Consider the following 17,902-nt stretch of genomic DNA (forward strand, 5'->3'; position numbering starts at 1 on the left):
AGCGATGCGGGATCCGTCGGTACGGAGCGATAGGCTCCTCGGCGGACACTGCAGGGCTACCGAGAGCGCGAGGAATTTACATCGATGCCAGGAACCGGCGGCCAGTGAGCGCTGACATGTTCGATCCCACACCATCATCCACCGATCAGTCGGCTGCGCCCGTCGCCGGCGGGGCACCACTACGCGCCTGGCAGAGACGCGCGCTGACGAAGTATCTCGTTGCCTCGCCCAAGGACTTCCTGGCGGTGGCGACCCCGGGTGCAGGTAAGACCACGTTCGCTCTGCGCGTCGCCGCAGAACTGCTCGCGCACCGCACCGTCGATCAGGTGACGGTGGTGGCACCCACCGAGCACCTCAAGCATCAGTGGGCCGAGTCGGCGGCGCGGGTGGGCATCGCCTTGGACTCACGCTTCTCGAACTCGACCGGTCAGACGTCGAGTGACTACCACGGTGTGGTGGTGACCTACGCGCAGATCGCCTCGCACCCGTTCAAGCACCGAGTGCGCACGGAGTCCCGCAAGACTCTGGTGATCCTCGACGAGATCCACCACGGTGGTGACGCGAAAAGCTGGGGCGAGGGCATCCGCGAAGCGTTCGGCGACGCCACCCGACGCCTGGCGTTGACGGGTACTCCGTTCCGCAGCGACGACAGTCCCATTCCGTTCGTCAATTACGAACCGGATCAGGACGGCCTGATGCGGTCGAAGGCCGACCACGCGTACGGCTACTCCGACGCCCTCGCCGACGGCGTCGTTCGCCCGGTCGTCTTCCTCGCGTACTCCGGCGAGGCACGGTGGCGGGACAGCGCAGGCGAGGAGTACACCGCTCGTCTGGGTGAGCCGCTGAATGCGGAGCAGACCGCACGGGCCTGGCGTACCGCCCTCGACCCACAGGGCGACTGGATGCCAGCGGTGCTCCTGGCTGCGAACACGCGATTGGCACAGTTGCGGTCGGGCGGTATGCCCGACGCAGGTGGTCTCGTGATCGCGACCGACCAGACCGTGGCGCGGGCCTACGCGAAGCTGATCGAGGTGATCACGGGGGAGACGCCGACTCTCGTACTCTCCGACGACCCCACGTCCTCGGCTCGTATCGCCGAGTTCGGCAAGAGCGATCAGCGATGGATGGTCGCTGTCCGCATGGTGTCCGAGGGTGTCGACGTTCCGCGTCTCGCCGTCGGCGTCTACGCCACCAGTGCATCGACTCCGCTGTATTTCGCGCAGGCCATCGGACGCTTCGTGCGATCACGCCGAAAAGGCGAGACAGCGAGCGTATTCCTGCCGTCGGTGCCGGTCCTGCTGGATCTCGCCTCGCAGCTCGAGGCTCAGCGTGACCATATTCTCGGCAAGCCCCACCGCGAGAAGGACGGCTTCGACGACGAGCTGTTGGCGGACGCGAACAAGCAGAAGGACGAGCTGGGCGAGGAAGAGAAGGCGTACACCTCCCTCGGCGCGGATGCCGAGCTGGATCAGGTGATCTACGACGGTTCCTCGTTCGGAACTGCGACGTTCTCGGGCAGCGACGAGGAAGCCGACTACCTCGGGCTCCCCGGCCTCCTCGACGCGACGCAGATGCGCGATCTGCTTCGCCAGCGTCAGCAGGAGCAGATCGACAAACCCGCTCCGGGCCCGGCGGTCCCCGCGCCTGCCGTCGTCAACGACAGGGCCACCAGTGCCGGCCAGCTGGCCGGCCTGAGGCGGGAACTGAACAGTTTGGTTGCGGTGTACCACCACCGGACGGGGAAGCCGCACGGGGTCATTCACGGCGATCTGCGTCGCATCTGCGGTGGCCCGCCGACGGCCATGGCATCGGCGGAGCAGCTGAGTGAGCGAATAGCGCAGTTGCGCAAGATGTAGCACCCGACGAACGAGTGCTGCCGGCGGACTGTGCCCGTGAACGACAACGACGGACGGTCCAGAGACCGTCCGTCGTTGTGATCGTGCGTTGGTGCGTTGATGCAGTTGTATCGGTACAGCTGTGGCGAACTGGCGTCCCCCGACGAGTCGGTGGGTTACACCGTGGAGTCCGATTCGGTCATCACCGTTGCGTTCACTTCACGCAAGCGGGCTTCGTGCTCGGTGGCGTGGTGACCGCAGAAGAGAAGCTCTCCACCGGTCGAGAGCACGACACGCGCGCGAGCCCCTGCACCGCACCGGTCGCACCGGTCCGCTGCTGTCAATTGTGGGCTGGTCAATGTTCCGGGCATGACTCCTCCGTACTGGCTTGCGGGAATGTCCCGTTCGCCTGGGGCCGGTCCGCCGCGTCGGTATGGCGCGGTTCGTTCACTCTGTCAGACGTATGGCGGTCACGCGTTGTTCCCGAGCGCGTTTCTTTGTGTTGTCACTAACACGAAACATGTCCTACGAGCAGGAACGCCGTAGATCCTGTTCGCTGACAGCTGATACGGAATCGGACGGGTGGCACCAGTAGGGTCCCGGTGTGGCTTCGACTTCTTCCTCGCTGTCCGGCGCTTCGAGGCTGGGTATTCCGTCGCTGTTCGTGATCGGTGCCGTGTGCATGTATGTCGGCGCGGCCATCGGAGTGTTCCTCTTCGACACGGTGAACCCGGCTGCGGTGGCCTGGTTGCGCGGCTTCGGTGCCGCTGTCGTCCTGATCGCCTGGCGTAGGCCGTGGCGTCGACGCGGCGGTGCCGGATCCGTATGGACGGCTCGACGCACGGTGACAGCTGCCGCGTTCGGGGCCGCCACTATCGGCATGAACGTGATGTTCTACGAGGCCATCGCTCGACTGCCTCTGGGCGCGGCGGTTGCCATCGAGTTTCTGGGCCCGATCGTTGTCGCCGCAGCAGGTTCTCGGAAGCTCACCGATGCACTCGCGGTCGTTCTGGTCGTCGCCGGTGTTGCTGCCATCGCGTCGGCGCAGTTCGAGGGCGGCGAGGTGGGATTGATCGGAATTGCGTTCGCGCTCGGTTCGGCGGCGCTGTGGGCGGCGTACATCGTGCTGGGCAAGTCCGTGGCCGACGCCGGGCAGGGGCTCGACGACATGGCTGCCGGTTTCGGTATCGCATCGGTGCTCCTCGCCGTGCCGCTGTTCGCACCGTTCGCATTCGCGCACACCGACGTTCTGAGCGACTGGCGCATCTGGGTTCTTGGCCTGGGCGTCGGATTGCTGTCGAGCGTCGTTCCGTACGTTCTCGACCAGTACGTCCTGGTACGAGTGGGGCGGGCCCGCTTCGCGTTGCTGTTGGCGTTGCTGCCTGCGACGGCGACCGTCGTCGGTGCCGTGGTGCTGACCCAGGTACCGACGCTGCTCGAGTCCGTGGGGATCGTGGCCGTCATCGCCGCAGTGGTGCTCGGCGGCCTGCCGGGCCGAGCGCGCGGTGGGGCACCCACGCTGCCCCCGCCCTGAGACCGCCCTGACACTTCGAGGACACGGCTCGGGGACGCGCGGGGGTAGGGGACGCGAGGCCCCTGGAACCCGGCACAATGGCGATGTGACCGATCCAACCGACGTCCTCGTACATCTGTGCACCACGGAGGAGTGGTCGAGGATCCGGGGCGGTACCGACTACACTCCCGAGTCGTTCGCCGAACTGGGTTTCGTTCATCTCTCCACGCCCGCGCAGGTGCATCTGCCTGCGAATCGCCTCTTCTCAGGACGCACCGATCTGGTGCTGCTCACGGTGGACCCAGCGCGGTTGAGTGCGCCGCTGCGATGGGAGCCGGGTGTGCCGTCCGACCCGCAATCGATGCTCTTTCCGCACCTGTACGGACCGCTACCGCTCGAGGCCGTCACTGCCGCCGTCGAGTACCGCCCGGGGCCCGCCGGGGATTTCGAGACGCCTGTGCTCTGACCGAACCCCTGGGAGTCGCCGGAAACGAAAGCGACCGCCGATCCGAAGATCGACGGTCGCTTGTCGTTCGATAATTGTCAGTCCAGGTAGTCGCGCAGAACCTGGGACCGCGACGGGTGCCGCAGCTTCGACATCGTCTTGGACTCGATCTGACGAATTCGCTCGCGGGTGACTCCGTACACCTGCCCGATCTCGTCGAGGGTGCGGGGCTGTCCATCGGTGAGGCCGAAGCGGAGGCGGACCACGCCTGCTTCGCGCTCGGAGAGCGTCTCGAGCACCGACTGAAGCTGATCCTGCAGAAGCGTGAACGAGACCGCGTCGACCGCGACGACCGCCTCGGAGTCCTCGATGAAGTCGCCGAGCTGGCTGTCACCCTCGTCACCGATGGTCTGGTCGAGGGAAATCGGCTCACGCGCGTACTGCTGGATCTCCAGCACCTTCTCGGGCGTGATGTCCATCTCCTTGGCGAGTTCCTCCGGAGTGGGCTCGCGGCCCAGATCCTGCAGGAGCTCACGCTGGATGCGTCCGAGCTTGTTGATGACCTCGACCATGTGCACCGGGATACGAATGGTGCGGGCCTGGTCTGCCATGGCACGGGTGATGGCCTGGCGGATCCACCAGGTGGCATACGTCGAGAACTTGTAGCCCTTGGTGTAGTCGAACTTCTCGACTGCGCGGATCAGGCCCAGGTTGCCCTCCTGGATGAGGTCCAGGAACGCCATGCCGCGGCCGGTGTAGCGCTTGGCCAGCGAGACGACGAGACGGAGGTTTGCCTCGAGCAGGTGATTCTTGGCGCGGTTGCCGTCACGGCAGATCCAGGTCATGTCACGCCGCTGGGCGACGGGGAGCTTCTCGCCCTTCTCGGCGGACTCGCGCATCTTCTCGACGGCGAACAGACCAGCCTCGATGCGCTTGGCGAGCTCGACCTCTTCCTCGGCGTTGAGGAGGGCGACCTTGCCGATCTGCTTGAGGTACGCGCGGACCGAGTCCGCCGATGCGGTGAGCTCGGCGTCCTTGCGGGCCTGGCGCAGCGCTTCGGATTCCTCTTCGTCCCAGACGAAGTCGCCCGACGCCTTGTCCTCGGCGGTCGGTTCGCTCGTTGCGTCCTCTTCGGTGTCGTCACCGGCTGCGACGACCTCGACGACGTCGTTCGCTGCGGCGGCGAGGTCACCTTCGGAAATATCGATGTCTTCGATTCCCGGGGTGCTCTCGTCTACGTCGTCGCCGGTGGCGGTAGCTGCTGTCTTCTTCGCTGCGGCCTTCTTGGCCGGTGCCTTCTTGGCGGCGGCACGTTTGGCCGGTGCCTTCTTAGCCGGTGCCTTCGCGGCGGGTGCCTTCGCGGCGGGTGCCTTGACAGCAGGTTCAGGTGTCGCAGTTCCAGGTTCGGAATCTACGGTCTGACGGATATCGGTGGCTGCCACGTACGCCCTTTCGTGACGAAGTCGTGCGGCGTCACGCCAGAGTTGTTTCCGGCGGAGAGGTCTTCGGATTCGGCCGGCTGCGTACCGGCACACACCATTGTAACGACCTCTCAGGAGTTTGTTACCTACCCTCGTCCTACGCGGGTGGCGACACCGCGTGTCAGTGCGGCGATCCGGCCGATGTACCGGTCTCGGCGGACGCGACGGCACTGTCCGCCGCCAGGGCCGCGCCGACGATTCCCGCCGTGTTCAGCAGGGTTGCGGGGACCACCGGAGTTCGGTTGGTCAGGTGCGGAATCCACTTCTCGCTCTTGCGGCTGATTCCGCCACCGGCGATGAACAGATCGGGCCACAGCAGCGCTTCGAACGTCGCGAGCACAGTGGAGACCTCTTTCGCCCACTCCTTGTAGGACAGCCCCTTGTTCTCCTTCACCGAGGACGCCGCGCGGTGCTCGGCCTCCTTGCCGCCGATCTCCATGTGGCCGAACTCGGTGTTCGGCAGCAGAACTCCGTTGTGCAGAACGGCGGAACCGATCCCGGTACCGAAGGTGAGCAGAACGACGACCCCGTCCTTGCCCTTGCCGCCGCCGTACTTGTCCTCGGCGACCCCGGCGGCATCCGCATCGTTGAGGACGGTGATGTTCTCGTTTCCGATGGCCTTCGCGAACAGTGCGCGCGCATCGGTGTCGATCCAGCTCTTGTCGATGTTCGCGGCCGACCGCGCCACACCGTTGGTGACCACCGCGGGCAGGGTGACGCCGATCGGTCCGGTCCACTCGAAATGCGCGACGATCTCTGCCACGGTCCGCGCGACGGCGTCGGGGGTCGAGGGCTGAGGGGTCTCGATCTTGTAGCGATCGCCCACGAGCTCACCGGTGTTCAAATCGACGATGCCGCCCTTGATGCCGCTGCCACCGACGTCCACGCCGAACCCGTGACGCTCGGCCGTCCCCGCGGTGCTGTTGTCCGAACCTGGCTGTGTCATGTCGATGCCGCTCCTGGCCTGATCGAATTCGTGTGTGCCGTCGCTTCCGAACAATAGTGCCGAGTCTTCGTCGGCGGGACGCCGACGCTGCAGCGGACGGCGAGCCGAGTACTTCGGTGGTGTCGCACTGCCGAAGTGTGTTGCGATGTACCTGTGCCGAAACATGACGGAACGCAGACCCACACCGCCACTGAGCAATTGCCGGGTACGCCGGCAGCCTCAGGACGGTCGGATACCGATTCGACGACACGTGATGTGGAGGTACTACGCGGGGTTGCCGTTCGGGTTGCCACGCAGGCAGCCGAGCACGTCCGAACCCGCCGTCCGCAGGTGTTCGGTGGCAGTCCCGACGTAGAGGGAGCGGCCGTCCAGTCGAAGAGCACGCCGACCGATCCGGTCACCGTCGTGGACACCGAAACCGAACGTGTTCTTCGCGAATTGCTGGCGCAGCTGCGTCCCACCGATGCCGTCCTCGGGGAGGAGGAAGGTGGCGGAGACGACTCCGTCGACGGAGTTCGTTGGGTACTGGATCCGATCGACGGAACCGTCAACTTCATGTATGGAATTCCCGCGTACGCGGTCTCGGTCGCAGCGCAGATCGACGGCGTGAGCGTGGCGGGGGCCGTCGTCGACGTGGCCCGCGACGTGGTCTATTCCGCCGCACGGGGGCACGGGTCGACGGCTCGGTACGCAGACGGTCGGATCGAACGGCTGCAGTGTTCGGGCGTGACCGAACTGTCGATGACGTTGTTGGCCACCGGATTCGGATACGGATCACGACGCCGCGCGGCGCAGGGCGCGATCATTGCCGAACTACTGCCGACAGTGCGCGACATTCGCCGGATCGGCTCTGCAGCACTGGATCTGTGCATGGTGGCGTCCGGTGCCGTCGACGCTCACTTCGAGCACGGGCTGAGCCCGTGGGACTGGGCGGCGGGGTCGCTGATCGCTACGGAGGCCGGAGCACTCGTCGAGGTACCCGCAGCGACGTCGACGAGTGCGGACGGGGTCGTCACCGTGGCGATGGCCCCGGGAATTGCCGAACCCCTGACTGCCGCCCTGCGAACCGTCGGTGCACTCGATCCGATTCCGACCTGACCGACGAGCCCGACTGATCAACGGGCCCGACTGGGCAACGTGGCCGACTCAGCAGCGCGATTGACGCGCGGCGGCGAGCAGATCGGGGTCGAGGGGCTGCGGCGCGGCACCGGGGGCTGCGCCCGCCAGCGTGCGTAGCACTTCCTCTGCGTCGTCGTTCGGCTGAATCTCGCTGAAGTAGGTGCCGAGTGCCAGATCCACCGAGTCGTCGGTCCTGGAGTCCTCGATGAGCTCCGCACACGGTGCGAGTAACCACACTGCGCTGGCGGCGGCGATGCCGGCGGATCCGAATCGGATCTGGCCCTGGCACTGCATGTTCTGGTCGACATAGACGGGGTCGTTGCCCACCTGCACGTCCGGAGCACTTGCGAAGCCGTAGTCGCTGAGCTGAGCCGCCACGTGCGCGGCCTGGCCCCGTTCGCCGTTGGCGTTGAACACTCGCACCTTCGATGCCGAGAGGGCCGCAGGTTCGACATCGAGGAGCGTCGTCGGGTCGACTTCTTCGCCGAGTGGAACCGGTTGCGTTCCGTCGGTGGCGGCGGTCGTCGTGGGGGTGTTGCATTCGGCAGTGGCCGATGTCGTCTCGGTGGTGGTGAACACCTTGACCCACACGACAACGCCGAGCAGCGCGAGTACTGCGAACACGGCAATGATCGGAAGTGCGCGGCGTCGACGGAACGGACGGCCGCGGCCGTCGACCGACTGGCCTTCGGTGATCAGAGAAACCACAGTGATTCTTCGCCTTTCCGTCGGCAGTCGCCGAGACCGGTGCACGGAGTCGGTTCACACCGACGCGTGCCTACTGTAGATGCCCGCGCTCCTCGGCGACGGCACACTCGGCCGCGTGGTCACCGAAACCAGCGCACGCGACCTGTTTGCATGCCGAAAACCAGCAGCAGAACTCCTTCTGGCGGCTGCGGAATGAAGCCGGTGATCTCGGTGTTGATGCGGCGTGCACGGAGGCAATGGAGTGATCGGCGATTCGGTTTCGGCTTTGGGGTCGGCGTCGGCTATTGTCTGGCGGCCGCAGTGCTTAAGAAACAGAAAGTCGCCGGTGAATCGTCGATCAGGTGAGCGAAAGCTCGATCGAGTTTCAACCGGCGAAATTTGGGAACTACCCCGTGTAGTTTCCGGCACCGCGTGATGAACCAGTTCGATCGAGAATCAAATCGGTGGGAGCGAGCAAGCGCCCTCTTCACAGCCGACGGCCACAAGCCGACCACACCGGCAGCTTCCACCACACACACGTACGAAGATGAGGGGTTACGAGAACAATGGCAACCGATTACGACGCTCCGAGAAGAACAGAATCCGACGACGTTTCGGAGGACTCTCTCGAAGAGCTGAAGGCTCGCCGCAACGAGGCGCAGTCTGCAGTCGTCGACGTGGACGAGTCAGACACCGCGGAGTCCTTCGAGCTACCGGGTGCCGACCTGTCCGGCGAAGAGCTTTCGGTCCGGGTGGTTCCCAAGCAGGCGGACGAGTTCACCTGTTCGAGCTGCTTCCTGGTCCACCATCGCAGTCGACTGGCAAGCGATGCCAACGGCGTCCTGATGTGCCGGGACTGCGCAGCCTGATCGACGTCAGGTGCTGATCCACGGCAGGCAATGCCCGGCCGAGCGGCCGGGCAGTGAGGTTTCGTAGCGAGCCCGACGGCTGGTTCAGCGAGCTTCCACGCCGTGGGCAGTGAGCACGGCAAGTAGATCCTCCGGCCGCTTGGTGCTGATCAGCCAGTAGGGCGTCGGGTCGTCCGGGTCGTCCAACACGACGATCACCATCTGTTTCACCCAGGTGCGGTGCTGTACGAAGGCAAGCGGGTCGAGCTGCCTTCCCAGCGCCGCACTTTTTGCTGTTGCGGGCACCACGGCTGCCTTGGACGCGACGTCGAGGGGCAGATGCGCTTTCCCGACCCGTAGTTCGAGGCCGGCGGACGGCGACTCGGTGGAGTTCGAGCCCGGATCGATGGCCACCACCTGCACACGTAGCCTGCTGAACGCCACCAGAGCCCAGGCGACCAGGGGGAGAAGCAACACGTAGGGCAGCCAGGCGCGAACACCGGGGGCACCCATGTGTACTTCTGCTGCGAGCAGTACTGCCAGCGCTGCGCCGGCCACCCACCACCAGAGGGGTACCCATAGTCGTTCGGCGTAGAGCACCGACTCCGAGCCGGCGGATCCGGCACGCGAGGTGGGGTCGTCGGACTCGGGGTTCGCCCGATCGGCCTGTCGATCTGCAGTCACCTCACCCAGGGTAGTCGCCGCGCCGACGGAGAAGCAGATCAGCGTAGTCTCGTTCGACGTGAGTGACGAAGTCATCGAGTCCCGTAACACGCTTTCCGGCGACCCACACGAGGTGCCCCTGGACCGGTCCGGGGAGGTTCGGGTTCGCCGGTTGGACCCCGAGCTACCGGTGCCCACGCGTGCGCACGAGGGTGACGCGGGGGTGGATCTGCGGATCACCGCCGCAGTGACGATCGATCCCGGTGAACGGGTTCTCGTCGGCACGGGAATTGCGGTGGCTCTGCCTCTGGGGACGGTGGGGCTGGTGCACCCGCGCTCGGGGCTGGCGGCGAAATCGGGGCTGTCGGTCGTCAACACTCCTGGAACCATCGACGCTGGCTACCGCGGAGAGATCAAAGTCTGCTTGATCAACCACGATCCCCGGACTCCGGTCGTGCTCGAGCGCGGCGATCGAATCGCTCAACTGGTGGTGCAGCGCGTCGAATTGGTCGAGTTCGTCGAGGTGGACGAACTCGACGACACTGTTCGAGGGGACGGCGGTCACGGTTCGACCGGTGGACATGCGAGTCTGGTGCAGTGACGTCCTCCGTAGTGCGTCTGTCGCGACGGTCGTCGGTGTACAGCGAACTGAATGCAACCGAGAAGAAGAGAGCTGATCATGTTCGGACGGCGTAAGAAGAACGACGCCGGCAGTGCCTCCGCGTCCAGCGCGGAGCCATTCGTCGACGGCCGCGACGACGACAACGACGACGCGGCCGCGGACACCACCGTCGAGGGCCCACACGATCTCGGTGATCTGGACGAGGATCGCGAAAGCGTTGCGGCGAACCGGTTGGATCTCGGCTCGGTGTTGATTCCTCTCCCCGAGGGCGGTCAATTGCAGGTCGAGATGTCTCAGGCGGGCAGCCCGCAGGCAGTACACATCGTCACCCAGTTCGGCCGCATCACCGTCGCCGCCTACGCCGCCCCGAAGTCTCCTGGGCAGTGGCGCGAGGTGGCGGCCGATCTGGCGACATCACTCCGCAACGACAAGGCCGAGACGACCGTGGAGACCGGGCCGTGGGGCCGCGAGCTGGTCGGAGTGACCGCCAACGCCGATCTGCGCTTCATCGGTGTCGACGGGTACCGCTGGATGGTTCGATGCGTCCTTGCCGGGCCGTCGGGCGCGGTGGCCGAGGGACAGCCCCTGGTCCAACTCGCACACTCGATTCTCCGTCAGACCGTCGTCGACCGCGGCACCGATCCACACCCCGTGCGCACTCCGCTTCCGGTGGTTCTGCCGCAGGTGTTGGCCGAGCAACTGGCAGCTGCCGCGCAACAGCAAGCAGCGCAGCAGGCCGCGCCGGCGCAGCCCACTGCCCCTGATGCGAACACCGATGCGGCGCAGCAACAGTCGACTCCGCAACCGAACGCCGAACAACCCGGTGCCGAGCGTGCTCCGCGCCGAGGGGCGTCCGGATCGGCGATTCAGCAACTGGGGGGCTGATCGGCGTCAGCCGTCGAGCAACGTTGTCAGAGCGTCGACGGCTTCTCGGCCCAGGACGCCCGGGTCGAGTCCGATGTCCGTCAATGTCACGGTCCGCAGTACGCCTCTCGGCACGGCACGAGCCCACTGCTCCGCCACCGCGATGGGATGTACCGGGTCGTCCACCGCGCCGACCACGACGGTCGGCGCGTCGATCCGCGCGAGCCGGTCGAGTTCCGGGCCTCGGTACGAGGCTGCCTCGTCCAGCGCGCGGGGGAGCGACGGCCACTGCGACGCCCAGGATCGCGCCAGCGCGCGCGCGAGCCACTCCGGGCTCGACTCCGCCATCGTCGCCGTGACGCTGTCGAGCCCGTATTCGCGAAGCGACCCAGCCGTGAACCGTGCACTCAGTGCAGCCGGTGAGCCGGTGGGGTCGCCCGTCCACGCAGGCAGCGCCAGTGCCAGCGCGACGGTACTCGAGCCGTTGCGTTCGGCCCAGTGTGCCGCGACGGCTGCACCCAGCGAGATTCCCGCGACCACGACGGGACCGTGCGCGCGTACCGCATCGTCGAGGGCACCGAGATAGCTCTTCACCACGCCGGTCGGGTCGGGTTCCACGGCAACAGTGGTCAATCCCACAGCGGCGAACGCCTGGTGAAATGCCTCCTCCGCGAACTGTGCGTCCGATCCCGTCCCCGGTAGAACGATTGCGGTGGAGGTCTCGAATCGGGTGTGCACGAGACGATTGTGCACGCCCACGTTCGACGGCGTGGCGATGGTTGGTCAGCGCGCCGGATCGGGTCTACAGTGGCGAAGTACCAGCTATGACGAGGGAAACTCCCAGGTCGCCGCAACTGCTCCCAGGAGTGGAGCTGCGAGACGACCCCCACCCGCAGGAGCGCACAATGGCACCCGCTGCCGCAGGATACTTTCGCCGTTTGACGCGAAAGTTGACCGAGGACATCGATCAGCTCGACGCCGAGGAGATGGCCGAATCCTCCGAAGCGTCCGGCGCTCGACGCGCCTGCGATTGCTCCCGTGGCGAAGAGGTCACGATGTTGGGTCGGCTACGTAGCGTCGAAGCGTGTTCCAAGGCGGCGAACGCCAACATCGAAGCGGAGTTCTTCGACGGCACCGACACGGTGACTCTTCTGTGGATCGGCCGGCGCAAGATTGCCGGAATCGAGCCGGGCAAGACGGTCCTGGTCCGTGGCCGAGTCGGCGAACGCGATGGGCGCAAGATCGTCTACAACCCGTACTACGAACTGCGCGACGACAACTGATCGTCTCCGGTATGGCACTCTCGTTCTCGTGACGAACAGCGACGATGCCGTGCCGCACTCGAGTAGGTCGAACACGCCGGAACCGGTGCCCGACGCGTCGACGCCGGACGCCGTGCAGACCGCCGCCCCCACCGTGCTCGAGCAGCTCGGCGGTGTGAGTGGCTTGGTGTACTCCACGCTGCCCGTGGTCGTCTTCGTCCCGTTCAACAGCTATTTCGGCCTGTCGGTCGCTCTGTGGGCGGCGTTGGGTGTCGCCGCCGCCGTTCTGGTGTGGCGGCTGGTCCGCCGCAGCCCGATACAACCGGCTATCTCCGGTTTCTTCGGCGTCGGCATCTGCGCGTTCATCGCGTACCGCACGGGTGACGCCAAGGGCTACTTCCTGTTCGGCATCTACACCTCGCTCGTATACGGCGGGGCTTTCGTGCTGTCGGTGCTCGCACGGTGGCCGCTCGTCGGCGTCATTTGGGGTTACCTCAACGGCAAGGGAACGTCGTGGCGTCGGGAGCGGTCTGCGGTTCGTTACTACGACGTGGCCACCATCGCCTGGGCGTCGGTGTTCGCTGCGCGCTACATCGTTCAGTCCCAGCTCTACGACTCGGACCGGACCGGCTGGCTCGCGGTGGCACGGATCGGGATGGGGTGGCCCCTGACCGGCGTAGCCCTACTGGTGACTCTGTGGGCGGTACGTCAGGCGGATCGAGCGCTGGACCTCGCATCGAACGACGAACAGTCCGACGAGCTGCCGTCAGGTCAGACCGACCGCAGCACGTAGTTCGTCTTCCACCTCTTTTGCCGCGACGAAAAGCAACTCGTCACCGCCTTCGAGCGGATCGTCGTGCTGCGGAACGATGACACGACCACCGCGCAGAATTGTCACCAGTGCTGCGTCACGCGGTAGCTGGAGCTTGCGTACCGGCTTGCCCGCCAGGGGAGTGTTCTCGGGCAGAGTGATCTCCACCAGATTTGCCTGCCCTTTGCGGAATGTCATCAGGTGGACCAGATCGCCCACCGATACGGCCTCTTCGACCAGTGACGCCAGCATGCGCGGGGTCGAGACCGCGACATCGACACCCCAGGCCGCGTCGAAGAGCCATTCGTTTCTGGGGTCGTTGACCCGGGCCACCACGCGGTTCACTCCGAACTCGGTCTTGGCCAGCAGGCTGAGCACCAGGTTCGCCTTGTCGTCGCCGGTAGCGGCGATCACCACGTCGTAGTTCTCGAGATGGGCGGCCTCGAGCAGGCTCAACTCACAGGCGTCAGCGAGCACCCATTCGGCCTCGGGTACCGCGGCCTGATCGACGTGGTCGAGTTTGCGTTCGAGGAGCATCACCTCGTGTTCGCTTCGGATCAATTCGCGTGCAATGGATCTGCCGACTGCGCCGGCACCGGCGATGGCGACTTTCATGGCTTCCCGTTCGGGTCGATGGGGGAGGGGAACAACGTGCGGGCGAGCATCAGTCGTCCGACGGCGGCGGATTGCCGGCCAACGCGATGGCCTCGGCGACGGTCCCCGAGACGGCAGCGACGTACACCTCGTCGCCTGCCTGGATCACGGTGCGCTTGTCGGGCAGCAGTCCGGTGCCGAAACGGATGACGAACGCGGCCCGCGACCGGGTCGCATCCTCGAGTACCGACAGTTTCTTGCCGATCCACGCATCGTGGAAGTCGAGCAGCACCACCGCGACGCTCCCGGACGGATCTCGCCATTTGGTGGTGGGGTCGTCCCGCAGAAGGTTGTGCAGAAACCGGTCGGTCGCCCATGGCACCGTGGCCACGGTCGGGATACCGAGGCGCTCGTACACAGCGGCACGTTTGGCGTCGTAGATCCTGGCGACGACCTTCTCGACGCCGAACGTCTCACGCGCGACCCGTGCAGAGATGATGTTGGAATTGTCGCCGGAGGACACGGCTGCGAACGCCTCTGCCTTCTCGATTCCGGCGCTCATCAACACATCTCGGTCGAATCCCATTCCCACGACTCGATGCCCACCGAAGTCGGGATCGAGGCGCAGAAACGCGGTTTCGTCACGGTCGATGATTGCCACCTCGTGCCCGATGCGCTCGAGCGCTCCGGCCAGCGATGCGCCGACACGGCCACACCCCATCACAACTACGTACAACGCCCAGCTCCGTCCCGATCTCGATTGCCGACCAACACTGCCGACGACATTGCCACCGTGTGCATGCGAGCACCAACGTATCGGGGATTCGTCACCGGCTCGACCGTGGGTGGGCATCCGATGGATGTGAAAGGGCGCGTGGTTGCGCCGCCGGCGACCCGACGGCCTACGCTTCTGATCGTGTCCAAGGTCTCGACTGCCGCAAAGCGGCTGGTTCTCGGTAAGCCGTTCCGCAGCGACAAGCTCGGTCATACCTTGCTACCCAAGCGAATCGCGCTGCCGGTGTTCGCCTCGGACGCCATGTCCTCGGTTGCGTACGCACCCGAAGAGATCTTCCTGGTGTTGTCCGTGGCCGGGATATCGGCGCTCACGTTCACTCCGTGGATCGGTCTCGCGGTCTGTGTCGTGATGGCGGTGGTGGTCGCCAGCTACCGGCAGAACGTGCACGCCTATCCCTCCGGTGGTGGTGACTACGAGGTCGCGACCACGAACCTCGGTCCTGCGGCGGGTCTGACCGTCGGTAGTGCGTTGTTGGTGGACTACGTGCTGACCGTGGCGGTCTCCATTTCGGCGGCCGCGTCGAACATCGGTTCGGCCGTGCCCTTCGTCGCGCAGCACAAGGTGCTGTTCGCAGTAGTGGCCATCGTGTTCATCACGTCGATCAACCTGCGTGGTATTCGTGAGTCGGGTGCCGCGTTCGCTGTTCCGACGTACGCCTTCATGGGCGGCATGTTCCTGATGTTGGGCTACGGGTTGTTCCGGGTCTACGTGCTCGGAGACGACATTCACGCCGAGTCGGCGACGTTCGATCTGAAAGCCGAGGACTCGCATCTGTACGGGATCGCGTTCGCGTTCCTCGTCGCCCGGGCGTTCTCGTCGGGTTGCGCGGCGCTGACCGGAGTGGAGGCCATCAGTAACGGGGTGCCTGCATTCGAGAAGCCCAAGTCCCGCAACGCGGCCACCACGCTGTTGCTGCTCGGCGGTATCGGCATCACGTTGTTGATGGGCATCATCGTGCTCGCGCAGAAGATCGGCATCAAGTACGCGATGGACCCGGAGACGCAGCTGATCGGGGCACCGGACGGCTACCACCAGAAGACGCTGATCGCGCAGTTGGCGGAGGCGGTGTTCAGCGGTTTCCCCGCTGGGTTCTTCTTCATCACCGCTGTGACGGCGTTGATCCTGGTGCTCGCCGCGAACACGGCATTCAACGGTTTTCCCGTGCTGGGCTCGGTGCTCGCTCAGGACCGGTATCTACCCCGACAGTTGCACACGCGCGGCGACCGACTTGCCTTCAGTAACGGCATTCTGTTCCTTTCCGGCGCAGCCATCGTGTTCGTCGTGGTGTTCGGAGCAGAGGTCACCAAGCTGATCCAGCTCTACATCGTGGGTGTGTTCGTCTCGTTCACCCTGAGTCAGACCGGCATGATCCGGCACTGGACCCGCCTGCTCCGAACCGAGACCGACGGCGAGCAGCGCGGCAGGATGCAGCGCTCGCGGGTGGTCAACAGCGTCGGTCTGGCCATGACGGCGACCGTTCTCGTGATCGTGTTGATCACCAAGTTCGCTGCCGGAGCCTGGATCGCGATCGTGGCGATGGTGGCCATCTTCATCCTGATGCGGATGATCAGAAAGCACTACGACACCGTGGCGCGAGAGCTCGAGAACGAGGTGTGGGACGGCGTTCTGCCCAGTCGTACGCATTCGATCGTCCTGGTGTCCAAGCTGCACATGCCGACGCTGCGGGCTCTCGCCTACGCACGCGCGACCAGGCCCGACACCCTCGAAGCCGTGACCGTCAACGTCGACGAGGTGGACACCCGAGCATTGGTACGTGAATGGGAGGCCAGTGACGTCTCGGTACCACTCAAGGTCGTCGAGTCGCCCTACCGCGAAGTCACCAAGCCGGTTCTGGACTACGTCAAACGAGTTCGACGCGACTCGCCACGTGATGTGGTGACCGTCTTCATCCCCGAGTACGTCGTCGGCCACTGGTGGGAGCAGGTCCTGCACAACCAGAGCGCGCTGAGGCTGAAGTCCCGACTGCTGTTCCAACCCGGCGTGATGGTCACCAGTGTTCCGTGGCAGCTGCGCTCGTCGGAGAAGGCCAGGCGCGAGGTGCTCGGAAATGCGCCGGGTGCTTCGCGTCGCGGTTACGAACCGCCGGCGGGCAAATGACCGAGAACTGGTTCGGGCTGGTGCTCGACGTCGAACTGGGCGCTCCCGGACACGGTGGGTTCTGCGTGGCCCGTCACGAAGGTCGGGTGGTGTTCGTCCGCCACGGGCTACCGGGGGAACGCGTCATGGCCAAGGTGACCGAGGATCGCGGTGGGTCGTTCTGCCGCGCCGACGCGATCGAGATTCTCGCCGCGTCCCCGGACCGCATCGACGCTCGCTGCCCCATCTCCGGGCCCGGTGGTTCGGGATGCTGCGACTATTCCCACGCGACCACCGAAGCCGGGCGTCGACTCAAGTCCTCCGTCGTCGCCGAACAGCTGCGCCGCGTCGCGGGCATCGAGAGGGATGTTCCGGTCGAGGAATTGCCGGGCACCGGCGACGGCACCGGTTGGCGGACCCGTGTTCGGCTGGCAGTGGATTCGGGTGGACGGCCCGGCTACCACCGCTATCGAAGCAGTTCGATCGTCACGGAGTTGTCGTGCCCGCAAATGGATCCGGCTGCGTTCGACGGGTTGTCGGATCGTGAGTGGCGCGCAGGTGCCGAATTGCAGGTGGTCCTCGACGGTACGGGTGAACGCCATGTGGTGGAGGTGGCACCGGCCCAGTTGACGCGAACCGGACGCCGGTCTCCGGGCCGCCGCGGTGCGTCGGCGCGTCGAGCAGCGTCGTCGCGGGCCAGGCCGGAAAAGGCTGTCATCGGCTCGGGGCGAGTCACCGAATTCGTCTCTGCGCGGCCGTGGACACTCGATGCCACCGGCTTCTGGCAGGCGCACAAAGGAGCGGCTCAGGTGTACACAGACGTCGTACGCGACTGGGCGGATGCCGAGCCGGGTGACGGCGCATGGGACCTGTACGGCGGTGTCGGCGTGTTCGCGGCGGCTCTCGCCGAGCGGGTGGGATCGAGCGGACGAGTCACCAGCGTCGAGTTCTCGCGCCGGGCCGCCGAGGACGGACGCTCGGCGTTGCAAAACCTGGCTCAGGTCTCGTTCGCGCCGGGCCGGGTCGAGCGATCGATGGATTCGTTGCCGGAATCGGTGGCGGTGGCGGTACTCGATCCGCCGCGAGCCGGTGCCGGACGCGACGTCATCGAAGATCTCGCGGCGCGGTCTCCCCGCACGATCGTCCACATCGGCTGCGATCCGGCATCGTTCGCGCGGGACGCGAGCCTCTACCGGACAGCCGGGTACGAGCTGACGGACGTGCGCGCGTTCGACGCGTTTCCCTTGACCAGCCACGTCGAATGTATCGGCCGCTTCGTTCGTAAGTAGGGTTGCCTCACCAATCTTGGCGAGTCTGAC

The 17,902-nt window shown here is 65.7% G+C and carries 19 protein-coding genes; 11 read left to right on the plus strand and 8 right to left on the minus strand.

All coding sequences use genetic code 11. From position 1 onward, the window contains the following. Positions 1–116 precede the first annotated feature (116 nt). The gene (locus E4P29_RS13820) at positions 117–1,856 is read left to right on the plus strand and encodes a DEAD/DEAH box helicase (protein ID WP_135045865.1); all 1,740 of its coding nucleotides are present in this window, start codon (positions 117–119) and stop codon (positions 1,854–1,856) included. Between the two features lie 155 nt (positions 1,857–2,011). Here E4P29_RS13820 and E4P29_RS13825 read toward each other — a convergent pair whose 3' ends face one another. Further along, complete coding sequence (locus E4P29_RS13825) at positions 2,012–2,206, minus strand: hypothetical protein (RefSeq protein WP_027496884.1); 195 nt, start codon at positions 2,204–2,206, stop codon at positions 2,012–2,014. A gap of 233 nt (positions 2,207–2,439) precedes the next feature. Here E4P29_RS13825 and E4P29_RS13830 point away from each other — a divergent pair, with 233 nt between their 5' ends. After that, on the plus strand, positions 2,440–3,369 hold the full coding sequence (locus E4P29_RS13830; RefSeq protein ID WP_135045506.1) for an EamA family transporter: 930 nt from the start codon (positions 2,440–2,442) through the stop codon (positions 3,367–3,369). 85 nt (positions 3,370–3,454) lie between these two features. Continuing rightward, positions 3,455–3,814 carry a DUF952 domain-containing protein gene (locus E4P29_RS13835; RefSeq protein ID WP_135045508.1) on the plus strand — a complete coding sequence of 120 codons (360 nt, stop codon included), beginning with the start codon at positions 3,455–3,457 and terminating at the stop codon, positions 3,812–3,814. Between the two features lie 77 nt (positions 3,815–3,891). On the opposite strand, the gene E4P29_RS13840 is transcribed toward E4P29_RS13835, so the two are convergent. Then, positions 3,892–5,235, minus strand: coding sequence for an RNA polymerase sigma factor (locus tag E4P29_RS13840; RefSeq protein WP_135045510.1), 1,344 nt, complete (start codon positions 5,233–5,235; stop codon positions 3,892–3,894). Between the two features lie 160 nt (positions 5,236–5,395). Then, complete coding sequence (gene ppgK, locus E4P29_RS13845) at positions 5,396–6,220, minus strand: polyphosphate--glucose phosphotransferase (protein WP_135045512.1); 825 nt, start codon at positions 6,218–6,220, stop codon at positions 5,396–5,398. Positions 6,221–6,475: 255 nt separating this feature from the next. On the opposite strand from ppgK, the gene E4P29_RS13850 reads away from it, so the two are divergent. Next, positions 6,476–7,318, plus strand: coding sequence for an inositol monophosphatase family protein (locus E4P29_RS13850; RefSeq protein WP_135045867.1), 843 nt, complete (start codon positions 6,476–6,478; stop codon positions 7,316–7,318). A 48-nt stretch (positions 7,319–7,366) separates the two neighbouring features. On the opposite strand, the gene cei is transcribed toward E4P29_RS13850, so the two are convergent. Next, entirely contained in the window at positions 7,367–8,047 is a 681-nt protein-coding gene (cei, locus tag E4P29_RS13855) for an envelope integrity protein Cei (protein WP_135045514.1), read from the minus strand. Positions 8,048–8,592: 545 nt separating this feature from the next. On the opposite strand from cei, the gene E4P29_RS13860 reads away from it, so the two are divergent. After that, a complete protein-coding gene (locus E4P29_RS13860) occupies positions 8,593–8,895 on the plus strand; it encodes a DUF4193 domain-containing protein (protein WP_027496891.1) in 303 nt (100 codons plus the stop codon). An 84-nt stretch (positions 8,896–8,979) separates the two neighbouring features. On the opposite strand, the gene E4P29_RS13865 is transcribed toward E4P29_RS13860, so the two are convergent. After that, positions 8,980–9,474 carry a DUF3093 domain-containing protein gene (locus tag E4P29_RS13865; RefSeq protein WP_135045869.1) on the minus strand — a complete coding sequence of 165 codons (495 nt, stop codon included), beginning with the start codon at positions 9,472–9,474 and terminating at the stop codon, positions 8,980–8,982. 202 nt (positions 9,475–9,676) lie between these two features. On the opposite strand from E4P29_RS13865, the gene dut reads away from it, so the two are divergent. Both dut and E4P29_RS13875 read left to right on the plus strand, forming a co-directional pair. Continuing rightward, positions 9,677–10,138 (plus strand): dUTP diphosphatase, encoded by a 462-nt coding sequence (gene dut / locus E4P29_RS13870; RefSeq protein WP_135045871.1) that lies wholly within the window; start codon positions 9,677–9,679, stop codon positions 10,136–10,138. A 78-nt stretch (positions 10,139–10,216) separates the two neighbouring features. Next, the gene (locus tag E4P29_RS13875; RefSeq protein ID WP_135045516.1) at positions 10,217–11,044 is read left to right on the plus strand and encodes a DUF3710 domain-containing protein; all 828 of its coding nucleotides are present in this window, start codon (positions 10,217–10,219) and stop codon (positions 11,042–11,044) included. 6 nt (positions 11,045–11,050) lie between these two features. Here E4P29_RS13875 and E4P29_RS13880 read toward each other — a convergent pair whose 3' ends face one another. After that, the gene (locus E4P29_RS13880) at positions 11,051–11,761 is read right to left on the minus strand and encodes an alpha/beta fold hydrolase (protein WP_245154321.1); all 711 of its coding nucleotides are present in this window, start codon (positions 11,759–11,761) and stop codon (positions 11,051–11,053) included. A gap of 167 nt (positions 11,762–11,928) precedes the next feature. On the opposite strand from E4P29_RS13880, the gene E4P29_RS13885 reads away from it, so the two are divergent. Continuing rightward, positions 11,929–12,306, plus strand: coding sequence for an OB-fold nucleic acid binding domain-containing protein (locus E4P29_RS13885; RefSeq protein WP_027496896.1), 378 nt, complete (start codon positions 11,929–11,931; stop codon positions 12,304–12,306). Between the two features lie 112 nt (positions 12,307–12,418). Beyond that, positions 12,419–13,078, plus strand: coding sequence for a DUF3159 domain-containing protein (locus tag E4P29_RS13890; RefSeq protein WP_135045872.1), 660 nt, complete (start codon positions 12,419–12,421; stop codon positions 13,076–13,078). Here E4P29_RS13890 and E4P29_RS13895 read toward each other — a convergent pair. Together E4P29_RS13895 and E4P29_RS13900 are read right to left on the minus strand one after the other, a co-directional pair. Beyond that, positions 13,052–13,711 (minus strand): TrkA family potassium uptake protein, encoded by a 660-nt coding sequence (locus E4P29_RS13895; RefSeq protein WP_032365054.1) that lies wholly within the window; start codon positions 13,709–13,711, stop codon positions 13,052–13,054. The two genes, E4P29_RS13890 and E4P29_RS13895, sit on opposite strands and share 27 nt — an antisense overlap. A gap of 49 nt (positions 13,712–13,760) precedes the next feature. After that, positions 13,761–14,426: a TrkA family potassium uptake protein gene (locus E4P29_RS13900; RefSeq protein ID WP_167735482.1), complete on the minus strand. Its 666-nt coding sequence runs from the start codon at positions 14,424–14,426 to the stop codon at positions 13,761–13,763. Between the two features lie 180 nt (positions 14,427–14,606). Between E4P29_RS13900 and E4P29_RS13905 the strand changes: the two genes are divergently transcribed. Both E4P29_RS13905 and E4P29_RS13910 read left to right on the plus strand, forming a co-directional pair. Further along, complete coding sequence (locus tag E4P29_RS13905; RefSeq protein WP_135045520.1) at positions 14,607–16,604, plus strand: APC family permease; 1,998 nt, start codon at positions 14,607–14,609, stop codon at positions 16,602–16,604. Further along, entirely contained in the window at positions 16,601–17,872 is a 1,272-nt protein-coding gene (locus tag E4P29_RS13910; protein WP_135045522.1) for a TRAM domain-containing protein, read from the plus strand. The genes E4P29_RS13905 and E4P29_RS13910 overlap by 4 nt, the downstream gene beginning before the upstream one ends. Positions 17,873–17,902: the final 30 nt, after the last annotated feature.

It is taken from the genome of Rhodococcus sp. 1R11, assembly GCF_004563845.1.
GTDB lineage: Bacteria > Actinomycetota > Actinomycetes > Mycobacteriales > Mycobacteriaceae > Rhodococcoides.

Coding starts and splice junctions, on each gene's coding strand:
- E4P29_RS13820 (WP_135045865.1), top strand. CDS start 117: ATGTTCGATCCCACACCATCATCCACCGATCAGTCGGCTGCGCCCGTC.
- E4P29_RS13825 (WP_027496884.1), bottom strand. CDS start 2,206: ATGCCCGGAACATTGACCAGCCCACAATTGACAGCAGCGGACCGGTGC.
- ppgK (WP_135045512.1), bottom strand. CDS start 6,220: ATGACACAGCCAGGTTCGGACAACAGCACCGCGGGGACGGCCGAGCGT.
- E4P29_RS13860 (WP_027496891.1), top strand. CDS start 8,593: ATGGCAACCGATTACGACGCTCCGAGAAGAACAGAATCCGACGACGTT.
- E4P29_RS13875 (WP_135045516.1), top strand. CDS start 10,217: ATGTTCGGACGGCGTAAGAAGAACGACGCCGGCAGTGCCTCCGCGTCC.
- E4P29_RS13885 (WP_027496896.1), top strand. CDS start 11,929: ATGGCACCCGCTGCCGCAGGATACTTTCGCCGTTTGACGCGAAAGTTG.
- E4P29_RS13895 (WP_032365054.1), bottom strand. CDS start 13,711: ATGAAAGTCGCCATCGCCGGTGCCGGCGCAGTCGGCAGATCCATTGCA.
- E4P29_RS13910 (WP_135045522.1), top strand. CDS start 16,601: ATGACCGAGAACTGGTTCGGGCTGGTGCTCGACGTCGAACTGGGCGCT.